This window comes from Yunchengibacter salinarum (genome assembly GCF_037658235.1).
Lineage (GTDB): Bacteria > Pseudomonadota > Alphaproteobacteria > Sphingomonadales > Kordiimonadaceae > Yunchengibacter > Yunchengibacter salinarum.
On the sequence record NZ_JBBJLN010000002.1, the window covers coordinates 62,943 to 85,254 of the forward strand.

Consider the following 22,312-nt stretch of genomic DNA (forward strand, 5'->3'; position numbering starts at 1 on the left):
ATGTGGAAGAAGGCCCTGATCGGTCTGGGTCTTGGCCTCGGCGCGTTGGCGCTGGGGCTTTTTCTTTTCTGGCCGGACAAGTGGGTGGTACGCGGCCCGGCGCTGGACATGCTCACCGGCGAACAGGTGGCGGCGCCCGACCGGGAGACCATTAATGACCGCTTCACCCTGCCGGACGGTTTCGCCATGGGTGTTTTTGCCGCGGACGTGCCCCATGCCCGCATGATGCGGGTGACCGGGGCGGGGGATGTGCTGGTTTCATCCATGCGGGAAGGGCGGGTGATCCTGCTGCACCGGGACGACGACGGCGATGGCCGCGCCGACGGGCGCACCGTCCTGTTTGACGGGCTGGACGTGCCCCACGGCCTCGCGCTCAGGGATGGCATGGTCTATGTGGCCGAAACCGACCGGGTGAGCCGCGCGCCCTTCGATGCGGACGCCCGCACCGCCGGGGCGCTGGAGCCGATCATCACCGGCCTGCCGGGCGGCGGCAATCACCGCACCCGCACCATCGGCTTTTCCCCGGATGGCTGGCTGCACATCACTGTGGGGTCGAGCTGCAATGTGTGCCGGGAAGACCACCGCTATCGCGCCACCATGCTGCGCGCGCGAGCCGATGGCAGCGACCTTGAAATTTTCGCCATCGGCCTGCGCAACACGGTGGGGTTCGATTGGCAGCCGCGCACGGGCAGGCTTTTCGGTACCGACAATGGCCGCGACCTGCTGGGCGACACCATCCCCACCGACGAGCTGAACCATATTGTGCGCGGCGGCTTTTACGGCTGGCCGGTGGCCTTTGGCAACCGGATGCCGGACCCGGACATGGGCCGGGGTGCGGCGGATCGCATCGCGCAATCCCTGCCGCCCGCGCACGGTTTCGGCGCGCACCGGGCGCCGCTGGGGATGCGCTTTCTGGCCGGTACCGCGGCGCCGGACGGCTATCAGGGCGCGGCGCTGGTGGCGCTTCACGGCAGTTGGAACAGCAGCGTTCTGGTGGGCTACAAGCTGGTCAGCCTGCACTGGCAGGGGGACGCGGTGACATCCAGGGATTTCCTGACCGGGTTCGAGCGGGACGGGGAGGTGATCGGCCGCCCGGTGGATGTGGCGCTGGGCGGTGATGGCACGATCTATGTGAGCGATGATTATGCCGGGGCCGTGTATGCCATTCGCCGGGGTGACGGGGCGGCGGGCGATGCCCTGCCGGCGCGGGCTCAGGGTGAGACTGCGGACGGCCCGCGGCTTGATGATCTTGATCCGGCTGAGAAGACCGCCGCCCTTGCCAAGGGGGCGCTGGTGTTCGCCACGGGCGGCTGCGCGCGCTGCCATGTGCAGGCTGCCGCGCCGGAAGGGGCCCATGTCACGCCCCTGAAAGGGTTGAAGGCGCGCTATGACCTGCCGGAGATGATCGCGCTTTTGAAAAACCCGCCGCAGCCGATGCCCGTGCCACAGCTCACACAGGCTGAACGAAAGGCGCTGGCGGTTTATCTGTTGGATCAGGCGGGCCGTTAGCAAAAAAGGGCCACAGCTCACACAGGCTGAACGAAAGGCGCTGGCGGTTTATCTGCTGGATCAGGCGGGCCGTTAGCAAAAAAGGGCCACAGCTCACACAGGCTGAACGAAAGGCGCTGGCGGTTTATCTGTTGGATCAGGCGGGCCGTTAGCAAAAAAGCGCCGCCTGAGTCGGGCGGCGCCCCTGCCGGGCCGTGGCTGGGGCCGCGCCGGCCTTCGCTTCAGCTTGTGGGCGCTTCGCTTTCGGCCTTAGGGGTTATGTCGGCCTTCGGAGCCACGTCGGCGCGGGGCACCAGCGCGCGATAGGCGTGCCAGCTTGCGTGGCCCACCAGCGGGAAAACCAGGATCATGCCCAGAAACAGCGTGGCGATGCCAAAGGCGGTAAAGAGCGCGATCAGCCATGCCCACAGCATCATGGGCCAGAAATTTTCCTTCACGGCCCGGATGGAGGTGATCACCGCGGTCATGAAATCCACATCGCGGCGGAACAGCAGCGGCACGGAAATCACCGATACCGCATAGACCGCCAGCGCGATGCCAGCCCCCACAATGGTGCCCACCACCAGCATGGTGGCGCCTTCCACGCTGAACAGAAGCTCCGGTACGAACTGGTCGATGGGGGGAAAGGTCTTCATGCCGAAAAACAGGGCATAGATCAGCGTTGCCAGCCGCACCCAGGCCAGGAACATGAACATCAAGGTCAGCCCCATATAGGCCATCTGCATGGTGAAGGCTCGCTTGACGAACAGCATTTCCTTCGCCGTAATGCCCTGGCCTTCTTCCAGGCGGCGGCTGGCTTCATACAGGCCCACGGCGACCATCGGCCCCACCAGCATGAACCCGCCCCCCAGCACCAGCACAAGGGCCGCCATTTCCAGTTCCAGCAGGGCGAAAAACAAGGCCAGCGAGATGCCGGAGAACAGCACGCCATAGGTCAGGCTGAGCCGGGCATTGGCGCGCAGATCCCGCCATCCCGCGGACAGCCAGCGCCACGGATCTTCCGGCGTGATCCGGTTCAGACCGGGCCCGGTGACGACGGTTGAGAAGCGGTCACTGTGGGTTGGCTTGTCGGATGTCAGGTCCATTGCTGTTCTCCCCCCAAAAAAGCAAATCCGCGTCCATCTATGGGGCAGCCTAACAGAAATCGCCTTGCGATGGATCAAAAACCGTGACAGCCACCGCGCATGATCGACCCCATGCGCGGCTCACGCACGGCCCATGTGTGGCCCAAGGGGCGGCGGGGTGGTTGCCGCCTTGTTTTTCGCCCCGGCCCGCTCAGTCGGGTCAGTCGATTTTCGAATAATCGCTGAGAAAGCCGTCCACGTCCGTGCGCAGGGTCTGGGCGGTCTGTTCCAGCTTTTCGATGGCCGACAGCACATCCGCCGCGGCGGCGCTGGCCTGATCGGCGCCGCCGGTCACCTGTTCCAGGCCGGATGCCACCTCGTCGCTGCCCTGCTGGGTCACGGTGGCGGCCCGGCTCAACTGATCGGTGGCGGAATACTGCTCCTGAATGGTGCCCACCACCCGGCGCAGCACCCCGGCCAGTTCGGTCATCTGCTCGTCGGCGGTGGTGATGGCCTTGCGCACCTCTTCCGAGACGTTTTGCATCGCCTTGACCTGGGTGGAAATGTCGGCTGTGGCGTTGGCGGTCTGGCTGGCGAGCGATTTCACCTCCCCCGCCACCACGGCAAAGCCCTTGCCCGCATCGCCCGCGCGGGCGGCCTCAATGGTGGCGTTCAGCGCCAGCATGTTGGTCTGTTCGGCGATGTCGTCGATCAGTTCCACCACGGCACCGATCTTGCCGGATGCCTCGGTCAGTTTTTCCACCGTGGTGGCGCCGCGCCTGGAGGCTTCGGATGCTTCGCTGGACAGCGAATCCGCCTGTTCCATATGCTCGGTGATGGACTGCATGGCCTGGGTGAAGCCCTCCACCGCATCTTTCATGCCGCTCGCTTCGCTTTGCATTTCCGAGGATGTGCGTGACACGCGGGTCACCTGTTCCTGCGTGCTCTGGGCGCTTTCGGCCATGTCGTCGGCGGTCTGGCGCATGTCGGTGGATGCGCTTTCCATATTGCCTACGCTGGTCAGGATGCGGTTTTCAAAGTCCCGCACCAGTTCTTCCAACTGGTCGGCGCGGGCCTGGCGGCGCTCGGCGGCCTCTTCCCGCTCGGCCACGCGGCGGCGCTCTTCCTCGGCGGCGCGGGCGGATTCCTCCGCCTGCTTTTCCTGCTGGCGGCGGGTTTCCTCGGCCAGGCTTTCCGTTTCCACCATGGCGTCGCGGAACACCACCACCGTCTTGGCCATGGCACCGATTTCATCGCCGCGGCCCTGGTGGGGGATGGACTGTTTCTTGTCCCCGCCCGCAATGGCACGCATGGCGCCGGTGATGTCCTCCACCGGCTGGGCGATCCGCCGCCCGGTCAGGCGGCTCAGGGCGATGGCCAGCAGGATGGCGAGGATGGCGGCGATGCCCAGCGAAACCTTTTGGCTGAAGAAGGCATCGCGCATGGCCGCTTCGGCCTGTGCCTGCTTGGCTTCCTGATGCTCGATCAGGTCGGCGATGGTGAAGAGCACGGTTTCCAGATATTCATACGCCTTGCCCTCGGTCTCATAGGCGATGGCCTTGTCGATATTGCCCTCCTCGCCGGACATGGCGAGTCGCATCTGCTCGCTATAGACCTTTTCCTTCAGGGTCTCGAAGGCGTCCCGCACCTTTCGGCCCATTGCGACGCCCTTTTCGTCGCCTTCGATGAGCTGCATGAATTTGCGGAAATTCTTCTGATAGCGCACGTCGGTATCTTCATAGACCTGCACCAGAAAATCGTTCTGGGTCAGCATGATGCCGCGCACTAGGCCGTTGATGTCCACCATGTCCGCATGGGCCGAACGCAGCGCGATGGTGGCCCGGTACTGGGTGCTGGCGCGCTCGGTGGCGGACTCGGCCATCAGGGTCTCTATGAAGGTGACAAGGATGAACAGCATGAACACCGCCATCACCGCACCCTGGCCCACGGCCACCTTGTGGGTCATTTTCAGGTCCGCGAACCAGCCTTCGAATCGGTCCTTGATTGATGCCACCTTGGCCCCCTTGCTTTTTGTATGCTGCCCTGTCCCGCGCCGCTTTTGCCTGTATTGCCCGCGCGACCCCCGCTTGCCCGCCCGTGTATCTTGAGGAAGGGCGGGCTGGCGTTGGTGTTGCCGGATTTCGACCGGTAGCCTTTCATCTTCCTAGCGCGATGACAGGTCCGCGCCAAGATTCTTCTGGGGACGGGTTAACCATGTGCCCTCGGCAGACTCGCCATGCCAGCGACAGTGTTCCGCATCGCCGCCATTTGCGCAGAACACGTTTTCGTGAACATCGGGTGACCCCGCGCAGCCACCTTTGCGACGCTTTGGCGCAGGGAACCTTCATGGCCTTTGACCTGGATCAACCCGGCTGGCACTCTGTCTTGGCAGAAAGCGGTCTGGAATGAAGAAAAAGACCGTGCGGGCCGCACAGCCGCCTGCATCAAGGGATGAAGCAACACCATTTGGGGAAACGCACATGGCGACCAATCTGACGGCTGAGCCGGGTTCCGGTATGCGGCCTGCTGGCGTGGTGATGATGGCACTGTTCGCGGCGCTCGCGCTGGGCAGCCTTTTCGTTGCCGCGGGGGCCTATGATGCCACCATGGAATTTCACGCGCTGGTTTTCGCCATCTTTTTTATCGGCGGCATTTTGTGGATCGGCAGGGACGCCCAGACCGCGCCGGAGCAGGGCTATGCCATGCAGGTGGTGCGCCACGGCGTGGTTGCTTCTGTTTTCTGGGGCATTGCCGGGTTCGCGGCGGGTACGCTGATCGCTTTTCAGCTTGCCTATCCGGCGCTCAACTTTGATACGAGCTGGTTCAATTTTGGCCGCATGAGACCGCTGCACACCAGCGCGGTAATTTTCGCCTTTGGCGGCAATGTGCTGATCACCACCAGTTTTTACGTGTTGCAGAAAACCACCAAGGCGCGGCTTTGGGGCGGCAATCTTGCCTGGTTCGTGTTCTGGGGCTATCAGCTTTTCATCGTGCTGGCGGCCACGGGCTATCTGATGGGGACCACCCAGTCCCGCGAATATGCCGAGCCCGAATGGTATGTGGATATCTGGCTGACCCTTGTGTGGGTCGCCTATCTGGTGGTCTTCATGGGAACGCTGGCCCGCCGGCACGAGCCGCACATCTATGTGGCCAACTGGTTCTATCTGGCCTTCATCGTCACCATTGCCATGCTGCATCTGATCAACAATCTGGCGGTGCCGGTCAGCATCTATTCCAGCAAGTCGATCGCGCTGTTTTCCGGCCTTCAGGACGCCCTGATCCAGTGGTGGTACGGCCATAACGCGGTGGGCTTCTTCCTGACCGCCGGTTTCCTGGGCATCATGTATTATTTCGTGCCCAAGCAGGCGGAGCGGCCCGTTTACAGCTATCGACTGTCCATCATTCACTTCTGGTCGCTGATCTTCCTGTATATCTGGGCGGGCCCGCACCACCTGCACTATACCGCGCTGCCGGACTGGTCGCAGACGCTGGGCATGGTGTTTTCCGTCATGCTCTGGATGCCAAGCTGGGGCGGCATGATCAACGGCCTGATGACCCTGTCCGGCGCCTGGGACAAGCTGAGGACCGATCCGATCATCCGTATGCTGGTGGTGTCGGTGGCCTTTTACGGCATGTCCACCTTTGAAGGCCCGCTGATGTCGGTGAAGGCGGTGAACTCGCTGTCCCACTATACGGACTGGACCGTGGGTCATGTGCATTCCGGCGCGCTGGGCTGGGTTGGCTTTGTCAGCTTCGGGGCGCTGTACTGCCTGGCCATGTGGGCTTTCGGGCGGCGCCAGCTTTATTCCAAGGCGCTGGTGGAATGGCACTTCTGGATCAGCTCCATCGGCATCGTGCTCTATATCACCTCCATGTGGGTGGCGGGCATCATGCAGGGCCTGATGTGGCGCGCCTATGACGAGCTGGGCTTCCTGCAATACAGCTTCATCGAGACCGTGGAACAGATGCACATCTATTATGTGATCCGCGCGCTTGGCGGGGTGCTCTATCTCATCGGGGCCATCATCATGGCCTATAACATCACACGGACCATACAGGGCGCGGTTCGTCCGGGCGAGGCGGAAGAACCCGCGCCCGCGCCTGCGGCAGCGGAATAAAGGGGGGCGTCATGAAGTTCCAACACGCCATAATCGAAAAAAACTCCATCCTGCTGCTGGTGCTGACCCTGCTTGTGGTCTCCATTGGCGGCCTGGTGGAGATCGTGCCGCTCTTCTTCATCAAGAGCACCATCGAGAAGGTGGAGGGGATGCGCCCCTACACCCCGCTGGAGATGGCGGGCCGGGAAATCTACATCCGGGAGGGCTGCTATAATTGCCACAGCCAGATGGTGCGCCCCTTGCGGGACGAGGTGGAGCGTTACGGCCATTACTCGCTGGCGGCGGAAAGCATGTATGACCACCCCTTCCAGTGGGGCTCCAAGCGCACCGGGCCGGATCTGGCCCGCGTGGGCGGCAAGTATTCAGACGAATGGCACCGCCTGCATATGGAAAAGCCGCAAAGCGTGGTGCCGGAATCCGTGATGCCGGGCTATCCCTTCCTGGCGGAAACGCCGCTGGACTATGAGCACATCCAGGATCACATCGCCACCTACAGGCTGGTGGGCGTGCCCTATGACAAGGCCATGGTGGAAAACGCCAAAGCCGACCTGGAAGCCCAGCTCGACCCTTATTCCGATGGCTATGACGGCCTGGTGGAACGGTACGGCGAAGACATCAATATCCGCGATTTCGATGGCCAGCCGGAACAGGTGACGGAACTGGATGCCCTGGTCGCCTATCTGCAAATGCTGGGCACGCTGGTGGACTTTGAAACCTTCGATGCCGCCAAACAGAAACAGTAGGATCGCGCCATGTATGCCGACCTGATCTATTTCGCGGAAACCTGGGGGCTGGTGTTTCTGGTTGCCCTGTTCCTTGTGGCGGTCGTTTATGCCCTTTGGCCGCGCAACCGCGACATGTTCGATCGGGCCGCGCACTTGCCGCTTGAGGATGACGACGCCCCGACGGGCGACCGGGACGGGCAGGGTGGCGGAACCCGCGACCCCGATGGAGAAAAGCGATGAGCGACACGCACAACACCAACGGCACGGGCCATACGGGGCGGGAACGGGATGCTGTCTCCGGTACCGAAACCACCGGCCATGAATGGGATGGCATCAAGGAACTGAACACGCCGCTGCCGCGCTGGTGGCTGTGGACTTTCTATGCCAGCATTCTCTATGCGGTGGTCTATGTGGTGCTGTATCCCGCCATTCCCTATTATGACGGTGAAAAATGGGATCATACGGATGGCGTGCTCGGCTACCATCAGCGGGAAGTGGTGGCGAAAGACATGGCTCAGGCCGACGCGGCCCAGTCCGGCTATGTGCGGGAAATCCGCGATGCCTCCTATCAGGAAATCATGGCGGATGATGCCTTGCGCACCTTTGCCAATCGCGGCGGCGCGGCGGCTTTCGGGGACAATTGCGCCCCCTGTCATGGCAGCGGGGCGCAGGGGTTCAAGGGCTTCCCCAACCTGAACGACGATGCCTGGCTCTGGGGCGGTACGCTTGAGGCGATCGAAACCACGATCCGGCACGGCATCCGCTGGGAGAAAGACCCGGCAACGCGCTTTTCCGAAATGCCCCGCTTTCTGGATGATCAGATTCTCAGCCGGGACGAGGTGCTGAACGTGGTGGAATATGTGCTCTCGCTTTCCGGCAGGGCGGAGTATGATGACCGTGTGAAGGCCGGGGCCGACATCTTCCAGACCCAGTGCACAAGCTGTCACGGCGCTGATGGCAAGGGCATGAAGGCACTGGGTGCGCCCGACCTTACCGATGCCATCTGGCTTTATGGCGGGGACCGGGAGACGGTCTATGAAACCGTGGCCCATTCCCGCCGCGGCGTTATGCCCTCTTGGGCGGACCGGCTGGATCAGGCAACCATCAAGCAGTTGACCCTGTATGTGCACGGGCTCGGCGGCGGCGTGGCCACGGATTCGGCCAGCAGCCGCTGACGCCGGTGGCAGCAAAGCCAGACGAGGCACCCGCCATGACAGAGGCCGAGGCCGACACACGCAAATCCCCCGCCGGTACCAGTGCGGGCGGGCAGGTGCTGGGCACGCCCGGCGCCGAGCCCGTGAATCGAAAGGAAACCCGGCTTTATGCGGGGCGGAAAAAGGTGTATCCGCGCCGTGTCTATGGCCGCTTCAGGCTGATCAAATGGGTGGTCATGGCGGTGTCGCTGGGCATTTATTATGTCACGCCCTGGCTGCGCTGGGAGCGGCCCGGAAGCGCCCCGGATCAGGCGGTATTGATCGATTTCCCCACGCGCAAGGCCTATGTGTTCGGGCTGGAAATCTGGGCGCAGGAAGTCTATCTGGCCACCGGCCTGCTGATCATGGCGGCCTTTGCGCTGTTTCTGATCACCGCGCTGGCGGGGCGGGTCTGGTGTGGCTATATGTGCCCGCAGACGGTCTGGACCGATCTCTTCGTGCATATCGAGCGCTGGATTCAGGGCGATCGGAACAAGCGCATCAAGCTGGACAAGGCGCCCTGGGGGCCGGAAAAAGTCATCAAGAAGGCCGTGACCCATCTGGCCTTTCTGCTGGTGGCCATGGGCACCGGCGGCGCGTTCGTTTTCTATTTCGGCAATGCGCCCGATCTGGCGGTGCAACTGGTCTCCGGCACGGCGCCGCTGACCAGCTATTTCTTCGTGGGGCTGCTTACCTTCACCACCTATCTGCTGGGCGGCATCGCGCGGGAACAGGTGTGCATCTATATGTGCCCCTGGCCCCGCATTCAGGGCGCGCTGGTGGATGAACACAGCTTTCTGGTATCCTATGACCGCCAGCGCGGGGAACCACGCGGCAAGCACAAAAAGGGCGAAAGCTGGGAAGGCCGGGGCGACTGCATCGATTGCCAGCAATGCGTGGCCGTATGCCCCACGGGGATCGATATTCGGGACGGCTTTCAGCTTGAATGCATCCAGTGCGCGCTGTGCGTGGATGCCTGCAACAGCATCATGGACAAGGTGGGGCGCCCGCCCAATCTGATCCAGTATGCCGCCACCCATGTGGATCAGGCGGGCGGCAAGAAGCTTCAGGAAACCAAGGTCATCCGCCCGCGCGTGGTGCTGTATGCCGCGATGCTGGCGCTGGTGGCGGGGCTGATGCTTGCCTCCGTGGTCACGCGATCCGATATTTCCATGAACATCATGAAGGACCGCAATCCGCTTTTCGTCACCTTGTCGAACGGTGAAATCCGCAATGACTATACGGTCAATATCATGAACCGGCTGCACGATTCCCGGCCTGTGACAGTCACGGTGGATGGCCTGCCGGACCTGGCCGTGAAAACCGCTTTCGGGGCGCCGGGCGAGGCCGTGCGCACCACCGTGCCCCCGGATGACATGCGCGCGCTGAGCCTGTTCGTCATCATGCCGGGGGAGCATGTGCGCGCCGGTGTGCTCGATGCGGGCAAGGGCAGGGTGACAATCAGGGTGAAGGATGATGCGGGGACCGTGCTGCTCAGCGAGTCCGTGGCTTTTCACGGGCCCGAACGATAGGGATACAGCCGCCATGACCGGAACCGACCCATCACAGCCGCCGCATGGCGATCGCCGTCTGACCGGGCGCCATGTGCTCTTTGGCGTGATCGGCTTTTTCGCCGTGGTGTTCGGGGTGAATTTCATCATGGCGTGGCTGGCGCTGGATACCTTTTCCGGTGTCAGCACCAGCAATGCCTATGAGCGGGGGCGGGCTTATAATGACACCCTCGCCGAGGCAAAGGCGCAGGCCGCCCTTGACTGGGACATGGCGCTGGAAACCGAACGCGGCGAGGGGCGCGCGCTCGATCTGACATTCACCATCCGCCAGAACGGCGCCGTGGTGCCGGGCCGCCCGGTGACCGCCCGCATCCGCCGCCCCGCGCGCAAGGATATGGACCACACCATCCGCCTGCAAGAAACCGCCCCCGGCACCTATCGCGGCACGGTCAGCCTGCCGCTGGACGGGCGCTGGTCCGTGCGGATGATCACCGAGGCCGCGAACGGCACGCCGGTGCGTCAGGACCATGATCTGTTTCTGGAGCCGAAGTCCGGCGCGGAAGGGCCGCCGTCATGACGGCGCGCAGCCTCGGCGAACCCGCATCCTATGTGCGGCTGGACGAGGCGGGCCGCGCCCATCTGGATCTGGTGGTGCCCACCATGCATTGCGCCGGATGCATCAAGAAGGTGGAGCGGGGCCTGTCCGCCACGCCGGGGGTGATCGCCGCCCGCGCCAATCTGACCAACAAGCGTGTGTCGGTCACCTATGACCGGGACCGGCAGGATATGGACGGCGTGATCCGCGCCCTGTCCGCCACCGGCTTTGAAGGCACCCCCTTTCATCAGCAAAAGGCCGAAACCGCCGACCGGGAAGGCCGCCGCCTGATGGTGGCGCTGGCGGTGGCGGGGTTCGCCAGCGCTAATATCATGCTGTTTTCCGTGTCCGTCTGGCATGGCGGCGAGATGGCGGAGCCCACCCGCCGGCTGTTTCACTGGCTGTCCGCCCTGCTGGCCATACTGGGCGTGGCGGTGGCCGGTCAGCCCTTTTTCCAAAGCGCCTGGTCCGCGCTGAAGGTGCGCACCACCAATATGGATGTGCCGATTTCGCTGGCCGTGGTGCTGTCCCTGTTTGCCAGTCTGTTCGAAGCCTGGCGCGGCGGCCCGAATGTGTATTTCGAGGCGGGCGTGATGCTGCTCTTTTTCCTGCTGATCGGCCGCGTGCTGGACCATCGGATGCGCGCGCGGGCGGGGGATGCGGCGCGCAACCTGCTGGCCTTGCAGGACAGCCCGGCGGTGGTGATCGGCGATGATGGCCGCCATCGTACCGTGCCCGCCGACAGCGTGGCCGAGGGCGCGCGCATCCTTGTGCAGACCGGGGCCCGCGTGCCGGTGGACGGCGTGGTGGAAACCGGCGAAAGCGACGTGGATCGCTCCCTCGTCAGCGGTGAAAGCCTGCCGGAAAAGGCCGTGCCCGGTGATCGGGTGCTGGCGGGCACGCTGAACATGACGGCGCCGCTGACCGTGCGCGTCACGGGCCGGGGCGAGGATACGCTGCTGGCGGAAATCGTGCGCCTGATGGAAGCCGCGGAGCAGGGCCGGGGCCGGTTCGTGCGGCTTGCGGATCGCATGGCGCGCGCTTATGCGCCGGTGGTGCATGTGCTGGCGCTGGCCACCTTTCTGGGCTGGTGGGCCTATGGGGGGGAGGCTTATCTCGCCCTGATGCGGGCGGTGGCGGTGCTGATCATCACCTGCCCCTGCGCGCTGGGGCTGGCCGTGCCGGTGGTGCAGGTGGTGGCCGCCGGGCGGCTTTTGCGGCGCGGCATTCTGATCAAGGCCGATGACGGGCTGGAGCGGCTGGCCAATGTGGACATGGTGGTGTTCGACAAGACAGGCACGCTGACCCACGGCGCCATGGTACTGCAAAACCCCGCGGCGCTGAGCCATGGCCAGATGACGCTGGCGGCGGGGCTGGCGGCCACCAGCCGTCATCCGCTGGCCCGCGCCCTGGCCGAGGCGGGTGGGGATCGCAAGCTGCCCATGTTCGATCATGTGGATGAAACGCCGGGCGCCGGGCTTTCGGGCAGGCTGGACGGCCACAGCGTGCGCATCGGCAGCCGCGCCCATCTGGACTTGCCGGGTGATGCGGGCGTGGCCACCCACACGCCGGACCTGTGGGTGCGCATTGACGATGGCGCGCCGGTGCAGCTCTTCTTCGAGGACGCGCCCCGCCCCCATATGGCGGAAACCATAGAAGCCCTGAAGGCTCAGGGGCGCCGGGTGGCGCTGCTGTCCGGGGACCGGCAGGCGCCGGTGTCCCATCTGGCGGCGGAAGCGGGCATAGAGGACTGGCACGCCGGGCTCAGCCCCGATGGCAAGATCGAAATATTGGAGGCCATGAAGGCCGAGGGCCACCATATCCTGATGGTGGGGGACGGGCTGAACGACGCGCCGGCGCTCAGGGCGGCGCATGTGTCCCTGTCGCCCGCCAGCGCCAGCGACGTGACCCAGACCGCCGCCGATTTCGTCTTTCAGGGCCAATCGCTTCACGCGGTGTTGGACCTGCTGGATGTGGCCCGCCGCACAAGGCGGCTGGTGCGGGAAAATTTCGCGCTGGCGCTGGGTTATAATGTGATCGCGGTGCCGCTGGCCGTGCTGGGCTTTGTAACGCCGCTGGTGGCGGCGGTGGCCATGTCCGCGTCCAGTATCGTGGTGACGGTGAACAGCCTGCGCCTGCGCCTTGGCCGCCTGTGGGGGGAGGGGTTGCAGCCATGAGCGCGCTCGGCCTGCTCATTCCTATCGCGCTGTTTCTGGGCGGGCTTGGGCTGGCGGCTTTTCTGTGGTCGCTGCGTTCCGGCCAGTTCGATGATCTGGACGGCGCCGCCGAGCGCATCCTGATCGACGATGATGAGGAAGACACACCCCCAGACGACAGCCCGCCCCCCGGTAACGACGACCACTAAGCCCCTACCGCCAGGCTATTGATCCGCTCCCAGCTTGCGCGCACGTCCTCAAGGGTGGTGGCCTCGGCACCGATCTGGAAGCGGATGGCTTTCCGGCCCGCCACCTGGCCGCGTGTGAGATAGCAGAAGCCATCCGCGTTCACCGCTTCCAGAAGCGCCTCGGTCAGCCGATCGCCCTGTGCGCCTTCGGGGCCGAAGCGGAAGGTGACCAGTGACAGGTTCGGCCCCGCCAGCCGTGTGAAACCGGGCGCGGCGTCGATCCAGTCGGCCAGCGCCTGCGCCCAGGTTACATGGTTGCGGATCATGGCGCGGATCGCGTCCAGCCCGGTCAGCCTGAGCACCAGCCACAGCTTCAGCGCCCGGAACCGGCGGCCCAGCGGCAGGCCCCAGTCCCGGTGGTCCCGCACATGGCCGGTATGGGCGGTTTTCAGATAATCAGGCAGGATGGACAGCGTGCGGGTCAGGCTGTCCGGGTCGCGCACATAATGGGCGGTGCAGTCGAAATGCACCCCCATCCATTTGTGCGGGTTGAAGACGAAACTGTCCGCCCCGTCCACGCCGTTCATCCATGAGCGGTATTCCGGGCACAGCATGGCCGTGCCCGCCCAGGCGGCGTCCACATGGAAATACAGGCCGTGCTGGCGTGCCGTGGCGGCCAGATCGCCAAGCGGGTCGAAAGCGCCGATGTCCGTGCTGCCCAGCGTGCCCACCAGCAATGCGGGCCGGTGGCCGGTTTCAAGGTCCGCCGCGATCCGGGCATTGAGCGCATCCACATCCATGCCGCCATCGGCGCGGGCGGGAATCCGCCGCAGCGCCGAGCGGCCGAGCCCGGCCATCATCACCGCCTTTTCCACGCTGGAATGGGCGTGGACACTGGCATAGACGGTGAGCTTCGGCGCACCGGCGAGGCCGTCCTCATTGCCGCGCCAGTCAAGCGCCTTTTCCCGCGCCACCAGCGTGGCGATGAAGGTGGCGCTGGATGCGGTATCCTGTATCACGCCGTGCCAGCCGGGGGCCATGGCCAGGCTCTGGCGCAGCCAGTCCAGCACGCGGGTTTCAAGCTCCGTGGCGGCGGGGCTGGTTTCCCACAGCATGGCATTGACCCCGAAGCCCGCCATCAGCATTTCGCCCAGAAAGCTGGCCGCATTGCCATTGGCGGGGAAATAGGCAAAGAAGCGGGGGTGCTGCCAGTGCGTCAGGCCCGGCAGTATGATGCGCTCGATGGCGTTCAGGGCGTCGTCCAGCGTGCAGGTGGCTGGGGGCGGTGCGCTTTCCAGCAGGGCGGCGATGTCGCCCGGCTGCACCTGCGCGCGCACGGGCCGGTCCCGCAGCCCGGCGCGATATGCCATGATCCAGTCCAGCACGCGCACGGCGTCTGAGCGAAAGCCGTTTTCCATCAGCCCCTCCCCCTCTTTTCAGGTGCATTTCGATGGCGGTTCAGCTATAGCACCGGCCATGCCTGATACCATGGACAAAACGCCCCATGCCCGCCCCGCGCCCGGATCGTTGACCGACCCGGCCAGGGTGGGCTTTGTCTCCCTCGGCTGCCCCAAGGCGCTGGTGGACAGTGAGCGCATTCTCACCACCCTGCGCTCGGAAGGCTATGCCATTGTCGGGGAGTATGACGGCGCGGACGTGGTGGTGGTCAATACTTGCGGCTTCATCGACAGCGCCAAGCAGGAAAGCTTTGAGGCCATCAAGGAAGCCATGCGGGAAAATGGCCGGGTGATCGTCACCGGCTGCCTCGGCCCGGAAGAAGAGGCGATCCGCGAGGTGGCGCCCGATGTGCTGGCGGTGACCGGCCCGCACCAGTATGAGGCCGTCGTGTCCGCCGTGCATGATGCCGCGCCCCGGCCCCATGACCCCTTCACCGACCTGGTGCCGCCGGGCGGGTTGAAGCTGACCCCGCGCCATTATGCCTATGTGAAGATATCGGAAGGGTGCAACCACACTTGCCGCTTCTGCATCATCCCCAGTTTTCGCGGCAGGCTGAACAGCCGCCCGGTGCGCGCCGTGCTCAGGGAAGCGGAAAAACTGAAACAGGCGGGTGTGCAGGAATTGCTGGTCATCAGTCAGGACACCAGCGCCTATGGCGTGGACCGGCGCCACGCGGCGGAAAGCTGGGCGCCCGCAAGCGGCGCGCCGCGGGACGTGCGCGCCCACATTACCGATCTGGCGGATGCGCTGGGGGACCTGGGCCTGTGGGTGCGGCTGCATTATGTGTATCCCTATCCCCATGTGGACGACCTGATCCCGCTGATGGCAAAGGGCGCGATCCTGCCCTATCTGGATATTCCCTTTCAGCACGCCAGCCCGAAAATCCTGAAGGCCATGAAGCGCCCCGGCGACAGCACCGGGCTGCTGGAACGCATCCGCACATGGCGCGATCAGGTGCCGGAACTGGTGATCCGGTCCACCTTCATTGTCGGCTTTCCGGGGGAGACGGAGGCGGACTTCCAGTATCTTCTGGACTGGCTGGAGGAAGCCCGGCTGGACCGGGTGGGCTGCTTCACCTATGAGCCGGTGGAAGGCGCTGCCGCCAACAACCTGCCGGACCCGGTGCCGGAAGACGTGAAGGCGGATCGCAAGCGCCGCTTCATGGCGGTGCAGGGCCGCATCTCCGCCGAAAAGCTGAAGGCGCGCGTGGGGCTGGAAATGGCCGTGCTGATAGATGATGTGGGGCCGGACGGCGCCGTGGGCCGCACCTATGCGGACGCGCCCGAAATCGACGGCGTGGTGTATCTGGATTTTGCCACGGGCCTGCAACCCGGCGACATGGTGATGGCCCGCATCACCGACAGCGACGACCACGACCTTTACGGCCACCCCGTCCCGGACGAAGAAGACGGCGACGACTGGGACTGGTAGGGATGCCCTTCAGGGCGCCGCCGTGACCATTGATCAGTCCCTGTCCTCGGCACCGTCCAGCCCGACGAGGGCTTCGGCGAACTGGCGGGGGTCGAAGGGTTGCAGGTCTTCCACCGCTTCGCCCACGCCGATGGCGTGAACGGGCAGGCCGTAGGCATCCGCCACGGCCACCAGCACGCCGCCGCGGGCGCTGCCGTCCAGCTTGGTCATCACGATGCCGCTGATATCCGCCATGTCCCGGAAGGTGCCCACCTGGTGCAGTGCGTTCTGGCCGGTGGAGGCATCCAGCACGATCACCGTGTCGTGGGGGGCGCCGTCAAGTTTCTTGCCGATCACCCGCACCACCTTGGCCAGTTCCGCCATCAGTTCCTCGCGGTTCTGAAGGCGGCCCGCCGTGTCGATCATCAGTATGTCCGTGCCCTCGGCCTTTGCCCGCTCCAGCGCTTCATAGGCGAGCGCGGCGGCGTCCGAGCCGATCTCTTTGGTGACAACGGGCACGCCGGTGCGCTCCCCCCATATCTGCAACTGTTCCACCGCCGCGGCGCGGAAGGTGTCCCCCGCCGCCAGCATGACGGACTTGCCCGCATCCCGGTATTTCTTCGCCAGCTTGCCGATGGTGGTGGTCTTGCCCGCGCCGTTCACGCCCACCATCAGGATCACATGGGGCGTGTTGGCGGGATCGGGTTCAAGCGGTCTGGCCACGGGCTTGAGGATGGCCTCGATCTCGTCCGCCAGCACGCGGCGCACCTCTTGGTCCGAAATGGCCTTGTCATAGCGGCCTTTCGACAGGGCGGCGGTCAGCCTGCCAGCGGTGGCCACCCCCAGATCGGCGGTGATCAGCAGGTCTTCCAGCTCTTCCAGCGTGTCATCGTCCAGCCGGGCGCGGGTGAAGATGCCGCCAATGCCGTCCGACAGCTTGCCGGTGGATTTCTTCAGGCCGTCCCTGAGGCGGCGGAACCAGCTTTTCTTTTCCTCGGCCATGGGCGAACGGAATCCTTGTTGGTGTTCAGGGGTCGATCGGGGTGCCGGTCATGGCGTTCGGCCCGGTATCGGCAAGCCGCACGGGCAGGATATCCCCCGCCGCGCGGGCGCCGGACGGGATGTGCACGGGGATGAAACGTTCGTCGTGGCCGGTGGCACTGCCGTCATCGGCGATCCGTTCCACCAGAACGCGGGCGTTCGCGCCGTGCGCCGCGCTGAACAGGTCGGCCACCCGTGCATCGCCCAGAGCGCGCAGCCGGGCGGCGCGGGCCTTGCGCACGTCACCGGGCAGTTGCGGCATCCGGGCGGCGGGGGTGCCTTCCCGCGCGCTGTAGGGGAAAACGTGCAGCCAGGTCAGGCCGCAGTCTTCCACCAGCTTCAGCGAGTTCTCGAACATTTCTTCCGTTTCGGTGGGGAAGCCGGCGATGATGTCCGCGCCAAAGGTGATCTCTGGCCGTCGGGCGCGCACGGTTTCGCAGAAGCGGATCGCATCCTCCCGCAGGTGGCGGCGCTTCATGCGCTTCAGGATCATGTTGTCGCCCGCTTGCAGGGACAGGTGCAGATGCGGCATCAGCCGGGGGTCCCCGGTGATGGCGTCCATCAGGGCGTCGTCCACCTCGATGCTGTCGATGGATGAAATGCGCAGCCTTTGCAGGCCCGGCACCAGGGACAGGATTTTCTGCACCAGCGTGCCCAGCGTGGGCGTGCCGGGCAGGTCCTCCCCATAGCTGGTCAGGTCCACGCCGGTCAGCACCACTTCGCCAAAGCCCTGATCCACCAGCGCTTTGATCTGGTCCACCACGCCGCCCATGGGCACGCTGCGGCTGTTGCCCCGGCCATAGGGGATGATGCAGAAGGTGCAGCGATGATTGCAGCCGTTCTGGATCTGCACAAAAGCCCGCGCCCGGTCGCCGAAGCTCTCGATCATGTGGCCCGCCGTTTCCCGCACGGACATGATATCGTTCACCCGCACCCGTTCCAGCCGGTCGGCCTTCAGATCCCGGAAGGGGGCTTCGCTCAGCTTTTCCTGATTGCCGATCACATGGCTGACTTCCGGCATGTCCGCAAAGCTGGCGGGGTCCACCTGCGCGGCGCAACCGGTTACGATGATGCGGGCATCGGGCCGCTCCCGGTGGGTGCGGCGGATCGCCTGCCGCGCCTGCCGGGCGGCTTCCGCCGTGACGGCGCAGGTGTTGAAGATCACGGTATTGTCCAGCCCGGTGCGGCTGGCGTGACCGGCCATCACCTCGGACTCATAGGCGTTCAGCCGACAGCCGAAGGTGACGATCTCCGCGTCCTGTTGTGTGGGCGTGCTGCTCACAAGACAATCCTGCCGTCAAAAACATGGGTGGCCGGGCCTGTCATGGACACATGGCCCGTGTCCTCCAGGGTGATGTCAAGCCGCCCGCCGTCAAGGTCCACCGCCACACGGCGCCCGGTCAGCCCGCGCCGGTGGGCGGCCACGGCGGCGGCACAGGCGGCGGTGCCGCACGCCTGGGTGATGCCCGCGCCCCGCTCCCATACGCCAAGGCGCAGATGGTCCGGGCCTGCCAGCGTGGCAATCGACACGTTCACCCGTTCCGGGAACAGGGCGTCATGCTCCACCAGCGGGCCAAGGCGGGCAAGGTCGATCCCGGCCTCCGCGCCCGGAAAGAACACGATATGGGGATTGCCCAGGTTCACCGCCACGCCGTCGTTGAGTAGGCCGACCGTCAGGTCCATATGGGCCGTGTCCATGGGGCGGGCAAGGGGGATGGCATCCCAGTCCAGCCGGGGGCGGCCCATATCGACCCGTATGCCGTCGGCTGTCCGCTCTGCGCTGAGCAGCCCGGCGTCCGTTTCTATGGTGATGCGGTCGCGGCCCGTTTCCGCGGTCAGCTTCGCACCGATGCAGCGGGTGGCGTTGCCGCAGGCGCCGACGCGGCTGCCGTCTGCATTGTGGATTTCCATGAACACATCGGCGCGGGCGCTGTCGCGCAGCAGGATCAACTGGTCGCACCCCACGCCGCGATGCCGGTCGGCGATGTGGCGCACGTCCGCCGTGTCCAGCACCAGGCCGGACTGGCGCGCGTCAATGACGACAAAATCATTGCCGAGCCCGTGCATCTTGGCAAAGTCCATGGTGCGTGCATCCGTCATGGCGCGCCTTATAAGGCCGCCGGGGGGTGGCTGTCCACGGCTTTCCCGCCCTGTGCCCTACAGGTCGAACACCAGGGGCACCAGCGCATAGGTGATCGCCGAGACCACGAAGGTGCCGATCACATTCATCCAGAAGCCCGCGCGCGCCATGGTGGGAATGCGCACCCGCCCGGTGGAAAAGATCACCGCATTGGGCCCGGTGGCCACCGGCAGCATGAAGGCGCAGCTTGCCGCCATGGCCGCCGGGGCGGCCAGCAATATGGGGTTGAAGTCGGCGTGCGCGGCCAGGGCCCCCAGCACCGGCACCAGGGCGGCGGTGGTGGCGGTGTTGCTGGTCAGTTCGGTCAGGAAGATCACCAGCGCCACGATCGCCAGAATCAACACATAGAGCGGCGCGGCGGCCAGCGGCGAAAGCGCCTCCCCCAGCCATATGGCGAGCCCCGTGCTCTGGATCGCGCTGGCCAGAGACAGGCCGCCGCCGAACAGCACCAGAACGCCCCAGGGCAGGCTTTCGGCGTTTTCCCAGTCCAGCAGGCGGCGGCTCTGGCCCGGCCCGGCGGCGGATGGCACCAGAAACATGGCGAGCGCCCCGCCAATGGCGATGTGCATGTCCCCCAGCCGGGCCAGCGGCGGGATCAGGGCGGTCAGGGTTTCGCTCTGTTGCAGGAAGGGGCGGGCCACCCACAGAAAGGCCATGGACCCCATCACCACGGCCACCCGGCGTTCCGGGCGTGTCATTGTGCCAAGGGCTTCAAGCTCGGCTCTGACCACCGCGTGGCCGCCGGTGACAAGATCGGCGCGGAAGGGAAAGATCAGCCGGGTCAGCAGCAGCCAGGCCAGCGGTACCATCACCACCACCACGGGCACGGCAAAGGCCATCCAGTGGATGAAGGTCAGGGTGATGCCGGTCTGGTCCTCTATGAAGCCCTTGACGAAGGCATTGGGCGGCGTGCCGATATAGGTGCCGAGCCCGCCGATGGAGGCGGCCCACGCCGACCCGATCAGCAGCGCGATACAGAAGGGGTGGGTGCGGCCTTTTTCGCCCAGTACCGTATCCACCACCGTGATGGCGATGGGAATGATCATCAGCGTGGTGGCGGTGTTGGAAATCCACATGGACAGCACCGCCGCCACGCCCATGAATCCGCCGATCAGGGCCTTTGGGTCATCGCCGGTGCGGGCCAGAATGGCCAGCGCGATACGCCGGTGCAGGGACCATTTCTGCATTGCCGTGGCCGCGATGAAGCCGCCCAGCAGCAGGAAGATCACCGGCCTGGCATAGGGCAGCGCCGCGCCGCTTGTGTCCGTGGCGCCCAGAAGCGGCAGCAGCACCAGCGGCAACAGCGCCGTGGCGGCCACGGGGATCGCTTCCGTCACCCACCACACGGCCATCAGCGCCGCCACGGCCACCACCATCCAGCCATCGGCGGTCACGCCCGCGGGGGCGGGCAGGGCATATATACCCAGAAAGGCCAGCGGCCCCAGAACCATGCCGATACGCCGTGTTCGCAGGATGCCCGGTTCCAGTTCGTTCATGCAGCGCTCCCCCTTGCCCGTGATCCGCCGGTCGAGAGCCTAGCCGCCCGGCCAGCCCCGCGCAACGCCGCCTTTACCCGCCCCGGCCACACGCCTTCCCATGCTTGACAGCGGCAGTCCGGGGCAGTAAAAGGCGCCCACTCCCGAAAAAGGAGCCATACAGAATGCGTCCTGGCCCGTCATAGGGGCGCCCGTCAATGAGGCGGGGGGATGTCCACCAGTCAGCGAGGGTTCGCACACTGGTGCCATTCGTGTTGTTTGTGGCCGCCCTTTGCCGGGACACAAGGATTTTTCCGACGGGCCCCTTGGGGCTTCAGAGCATGGAAAGCGCGATGTTCGACAGTTTGTCAGACCGACTGAGCGGTATTTTCGATGGCCTCAAGCGCCGCGGCGCCCTGAAGGCATCGGATGTGGACGCCGCCATGCGCGAAGTGCGCACCGCCCTGCTGGAAGCGGATGTGGCGCTGCCCGTGGTCAAGGACTTCATCAGCCGGGTGAAGAAAAAGGCCGTGGGCCAGGAAGTGCTGAAGTCGGTCACGCCGGGCCAGCAAGTGGTCAAGGTGGTCAATGACGAGCTGGTGGAAACGCTCGGCAGCGAGGCCAGCACCATCAACACGGTGGGCCTGCCGCCCGTGCCGATCCTGATGGTCGGCTTGCAGGGGTCCGGCAAGACCACTACCACCGCCAAGCTGGCAAAGCGGCTCACCGAGAAAGACCGCAAAAAGGTGCTGATGGCGTCGCTGGACGTGCGGCGCCCGGCGGCGCAGGAACAGCTCCGTGTGCTGGGGGAGCAGATCGGCGTCAAGACGCTGCCCGTCGTCGAGGGGCAGATGCCCGTGGCGATCGCCCGTCGCGCCATGGAAGCGGGCCGCCTTCAGGGCTTTGACGTGGTGCTGCTGGACAGCGCCGGGCGGCTCCATGTGGATGAAAGCCTGATGAGCGAGATCCGCGAGGTGCGCGATCAGGTATCCCCGGTGGAAACCCTGCTGGTGGCGGACAGCCTGACCGGGCAGGACGCGGTGAACGTGGCCGAAGCCTTCGACCGGCAGATCGGCATTACCGGCGTGGCGCTGACCCGCATGGACGGCGACGGGCGCGGCGGCGCGGCCCTGTCCATGCGCGCCGTGACGGGCAAGCCCATCAAGCTGGCGGGGACCGGCGAAAAGCTGGACCAGTTGGAGGACTTCCACCCCGAACGGGTGGCCGGGCGCATCCTCGGCATGGGGGATGTGGTCAGCCTGGTGGAAAAGGCCGCCGAAACCATTGAGGAAGAAGACGCCGAGAAAATGGCCAAAAAGATGGCCAGGGGCACCTTCGATCTGGATGACATGCGCAGCCAGCTTCGCCAGATGAAGAAGATGGGCGGCATGAAGGGCGTGCTCGGTATGCTGCCCGGCGTGGGCAATATGAAAAAGCAGCTCGGCCAGGCGGGCATGGATGAAAGCGTCTTCAACCGTCAGGAGGCGATCATCAATTCCATGACGCCGAAGGAACGCACCCGCCCGCAACTGATCAATGCCTCCCGCAAGCGCCGGATCGCCACAGGCTCCGGTACCAGCGTGCAGGAGGTGAACAAGCTTCTCAAGAGCCACAAGCAGATGGCCAGGATGATGAAGAAAATGTCGTCCATGAAAAAGGGGGGCGGGATGCCCGCGCCGGGCCAGCTCCCCCCCGGATTCGACCAGCTTTTCAAGGGCTGAATGGGCGC

18 protein-coding genes are annotated in these 22,312 nt (G+C 65.1%); 11 read left to right on the forward strand and 7 right to left on the reverse strand.

All coding sequences use genetic code 11. The features are described from left to right. The gene (locus WGH93_RS02495; RefSeq protein WP_374763274.1) at window positions 1-1,509 is read left to right on the forward strand and encodes a PQQ-dependent sugar dehydrogenase; all 1,509 of its coding nucleotides are present in this window, start codon (window positions 1-3) and stop codon (window positions 1,507-1,509) included. Between the two features lie 221 nt (window positions 1,510-1,730). Here WGH93_RS02495 and WGH93_RS02500 read toward each other — a convergent pair whose 3' ends face one another. Both WGH93_RS02500 and WGH93_RS02505 read right to left on the reverse strand, forming a co-directional pair. After that, window positions 1,731-2,594 (reverse strand): DUF2189 domain-containing protein, encoded by an 864-nt coding sequence (locus WGH93_RS02500; protein WP_374763275.1) that lies wholly within the window; start codon window positions 2,592-2,594, stop codon window positions 1,731-1,733. A 199-nt stretch (window positions 2,595-2,793) separates the two neighbouring features. Beyond that, entirely contained in the window at window positions 2,794-4,587 is a 1,794-nt protein-coding gene (locus WGH93_RS02505) for a methyl-accepting chemotaxis protein (protein ID WP_374763276.1), read from the reverse strand. Window positions 4,588-5,053: 466 nt separating this feature from the next. On the opposite strand from WGH93_RS02505, the gene ccoN reads away from it, so the two are divergent. From ccoN to ccoS, 8 genes are read left to right on the forward strand one after another with little or no spacing between them, the layout of a single operon-like run. Continuing rightward, complete coding sequence (gene ccoN / locus WGH93_RS02510; RefSeq protein ID WP_374763277.1) at window positions 5,054-6,691, forward strand: cytochrome-c oxidase, cbb3-type subunit I; 1,638 nt, start codon at window positions 5,054-5,056, stop codon at window positions 6,689-6,691. 11 nt (window positions 6,692-6,702) lie between these two features. Beyond that, window positions 6,703-7,434 (forward strand): cytochrome-c oxidase, cbb3-type subunit II, encoded by a 732-nt coding sequence (ccoO, locus tag WGH93_RS02515; RefSeq protein ID WP_374763278.1) that lies wholly within the window; start codon window positions 6,703-6,705, stop codon window positions 7,432-7,434. 9 nt (window positions 7,435-7,443) lie between these two features. Further along, window positions 7,444-7,656: a cbb3-type cytochrome oxidase subunit 3 gene (locus WGH93_RS02520; RefSeq protein WP_374763279.1), complete on the forward strand. Its 213-nt coding sequence runs from the start codon at window positions 7,444-7,446 to the stop codon at window positions 7,654-7,656. Further along, complete coding sequence (gene ccoP / locus WGH93_RS02525; RefSeq protein ID WP_374763280.1) at window positions 7,653-8,591, forward strand: cytochrome-c oxidase, cbb3-type subunit III; 939 nt, start codon at window positions 7,653-7,655, stop codon at window positions 8,589-8,591. Before WGH93_RS02520 ends, ccoP begins: the two co-directional genes overlap by 4 nt. Window positions 8,592-8,626: 35 nt before the next feature. Beyond that, the gene (gene ccoG / locus WGH93_RS02530) at window positions 8,627-10,141 is read left to right on the forward strand and encodes a cytochrome c oxidase accessory protein CcoG (RefSeq protein WP_374763281.1); all 1,515 of its coding nucleotides are present in this window, start codon (window positions 8,627-8,629) and stop codon (window positions 10,139-10,141) included. A 13-nt stretch (window positions 10,142-10,154) separates the two neighbouring features. Beyond that, a complete protein-coding gene (locus tag WGH93_RS02535) occupies window positions 10,155-10,697 on the forward strand; it encodes a FixH family protein (protein ID WP_374763282.1) in 543 nt (180 codons plus the stop codon). After that, window positions 10,694-12,892 (forward strand): heavy metal translocating P-type ATPase, encoded by a 2,199-nt coding sequence (locus WGH93_RS02540; RefSeq protein WP_374763283.1) that lies wholly within the window; start codon window positions 10,694-10,696, stop codon window positions 12,890-12,892. Before WGH93_RS02535 ends, WGH93_RS02540 begins: the two co-directional genes overlap by 4 nt. Beyond that, on the forward strand, window positions 12,889-13,080 hold the full coding sequence (gene ccoS, locus WGH93_RS02545; RefSeq protein ID WP_374763284.1) for a cbb3-type cytochrome oxidase assembly protein CcoS: 192 nt from the start codon (window positions 12,889-12,891) through the stop codon (window positions 13,078-13,080). Before WGH93_RS02540 ends, ccoS begins: the two co-directional genes overlap by 4 nt. On the opposite strand, the gene WGH93_RS02550 is transcribed toward ccoS, so the two are convergent. Continuing rightward, window positions 13,077-14,477 carry a pyridoxal phosphate-dependent decarboxylase family protein gene (locus WGH93_RS02550; protein WP_374763285.1) on the reverse strand — a complete coding sequence of 467 codons (1,401 nt, stop codon included), beginning with the start codon at window positions 14,475-14,477 and terminating at the stop codon, window positions 13,077-13,079. The two genes, ccoS and WGH93_RS02550, sit on opposite strands and share 4 nt — an antisense overlap. A 58-nt stretch (window positions 14,478-14,535) precedes the next feature. On the opposite strand from WGH93_RS02550, the gene rimO reads away from it, so the two are divergent. Beyond that, a complete protein-coding gene (gene rimO, locus WGH93_RS02555) occupies window positions 14,536-15,948 on the forward strand; it encodes a 30S ribosomal protein S12 methylthiotransferase RimO (RefSeq protein WP_374763286.1) in 1,413 nt (470 codons plus the stop codon). Between the two features lie 33 nt (window positions 15,949-15,981). On the opposite strand, the gene ftsY is transcribed toward rimO, so the two are convergent. Genes ftsY through WGH93_RS02575 form a run of 4 tightly spaced genes read right to left on the reverse strand, consistent with a single transcriptional unit; the run spans window position 15,982 to window position 20,604 of the window. After that, window positions 15,982-16,929, reverse strand: coding sequence for a signal recognition particle-docking protein FtsY (gene ftsY, locus WGH93_RS02560; protein WP_374763287.1), 948 nt, complete (start codon window positions 16,927-16,929; stop codon window positions 15,982-15,984). Window positions 16,930-16,954: 25 nt separating this feature from the next. After that, on the reverse strand, window positions 16,955-18,250 hold the full coding sequence (gene mtaB, locus WGH93_RS02565) for a tRNA (N(6)-L-threonylcarbamoyladenosine(37)-C(2))-methylthiotransferase MtaB (protein WP_374763288.1): 1,296 nt from the start codon (window positions 18,248-18,250) through the stop codon (window positions 16,955-16,957). Beyond that, window positions 18,247-19,068 (reverse strand): diaminopimelate epimerase, encoded by an 822-nt coding sequence (gene dapF, locus WGH93_RS02570; protein ID WP_374763289.1) that lies wholly within the window; start codon window positions 19,066-19,068, stop codon window positions 18,247-18,249. The genes mtaB and dapF overlap by 4 nt, the downstream gene beginning before the upstream one ends. A 57-nt stretch (window positions 19,069-19,125) precedes the next feature. Next, a complete protein-coding gene (locus WGH93_RS02575; RefSeq protein WP_374763290.1) occupies window positions 19,126-20,604 on the reverse strand; it encodes an SLC13 family permease in 1,479 nt (492 codons plus the stop codon). Between the two features lie 332 nt (window positions 20,605-20,936). Between WGH93_RS02575 and ffh the strand changes: the two genes are divergently transcribed. After that, window positions 20,937-22,304 carry a signal recognition particle protein gene (gene ffh / locus WGH93_RS02580; protein ID WP_374763291.1) on the forward strand — a complete coding sequence of 456 codons (1,368 nt, stop codon included), beginning with the start codon at window positions 20,937-20,939 and terminating at the stop codon, window positions 22,302-22,304. Window positions 22,305-22,312 lie beyond the last annotated feature (8 nt).

Bases quoted from the DNA above. Each gene is read 5' to 3' on its own strand.
- WGH93_RS02495 (WP_374763274.1), top strand. From the start codon at position 1: ATGTGGAAGAAGGCCCTGATCGGTCTGGGTCTTGGCCTCGGCGCGTTG.
- WGH93_RS02500 (WP_374763275.1), bottom strand. From the start codon at position 2,594: ATGGACCTGACATCCGACAAGCCAACCCACAGTGACCGCTTCTCAACC.
- ccoN (WP_374763277.1), top strand. From the start codon at position 5,054: ATGGCGACCAATCTGACGGCTGAGCCGGGTTCCGGTATGCGGCCTGCT.
- ccoO (WP_374763278.1), top strand. From the start codon at position 6,703: ATGAAGTTCCAACACGCCATAATCGAAAAAAACTCCATCCTGCTGCTG.
- WGH93_RS02520 (WP_374763279.1), top strand. From the start codon at position 7,444: ATGTATGCCGACCTGATCTATTTCGCGGAAACCTGGGGGCTGGTGTTT.
- ccoP (WP_374763280.1), top strand. From the start codon at position 7,653: ATGAGCGACACGCACAACACCAACGGCACGGGCCATACGGGGCGGGAA.
- ccoG (WP_374763281.1), top strand. From the start codon at position 8,627: ATGACAGAGGCCGAGGCCGACACACGCAAATCCCCCGCCGGTACCAGT.
- WGH93_RS02535 (WP_374763282.1), top strand. From the start codon at position 10,155: ATGACCGGAACCGACCCATCACAGCCGCCGCATGGCGATCGCCGTCTG.
- WGH93_RS02540 (WP_374763283.1), top strand. From the start codon at position 10,694: ATGACGGCGCGCAGCCTCGGCGAACCCGCATCCTATGTGCGGCTGGAC.
- ccoS (WP_374763284.1), top strand. From the start codon at position 12,889: ATGAGCGCGCTCGGCCTGCTCATTCCTATCGCGCTGTTTCTGGGCGGG.
- WGH93_RS02550 (WP_374763285.1), bottom strand. From the start codon at position 14,477: ATGGAAAACGGCTTTCGCTCAGACGCCGTGCGCGTGCTGGACTGGATC.
- rimO (WP_374763286.1), top strand. From the start codon at position 14,536: ATGCCTGATACCATGGACAAAACGCCCCATGCCCGCCCCGCGCCCGGA.
- ftsY (WP_374763287.1), bottom strand. From the start codon at position 16,929: ATGGCCGAGGAAAAGAAAAGCTGGTTCCGCCGCCTCAGGGACGGCCTG.
- dapF (WP_374763289.1), bottom strand. From the start codon at position 19,068: ATGACGGATGCACGCACCATGGACTTTGCCAAGATGCACGGGCTCGGC.
- WGH93_RS02575 (WP_374763290.1), bottom strand. From the start codon at position 20,604: ATGAACGAACTGGAACCGGGCATCCTGCGAACACGGCGTATCGGCATG.
- ffh (WP_374763291.1), top strand. From the start codon at position 20,937: ATGTTCGACAGTTTGTCAGACCGACTGAGCGGTATTTTCGATGGCCTC.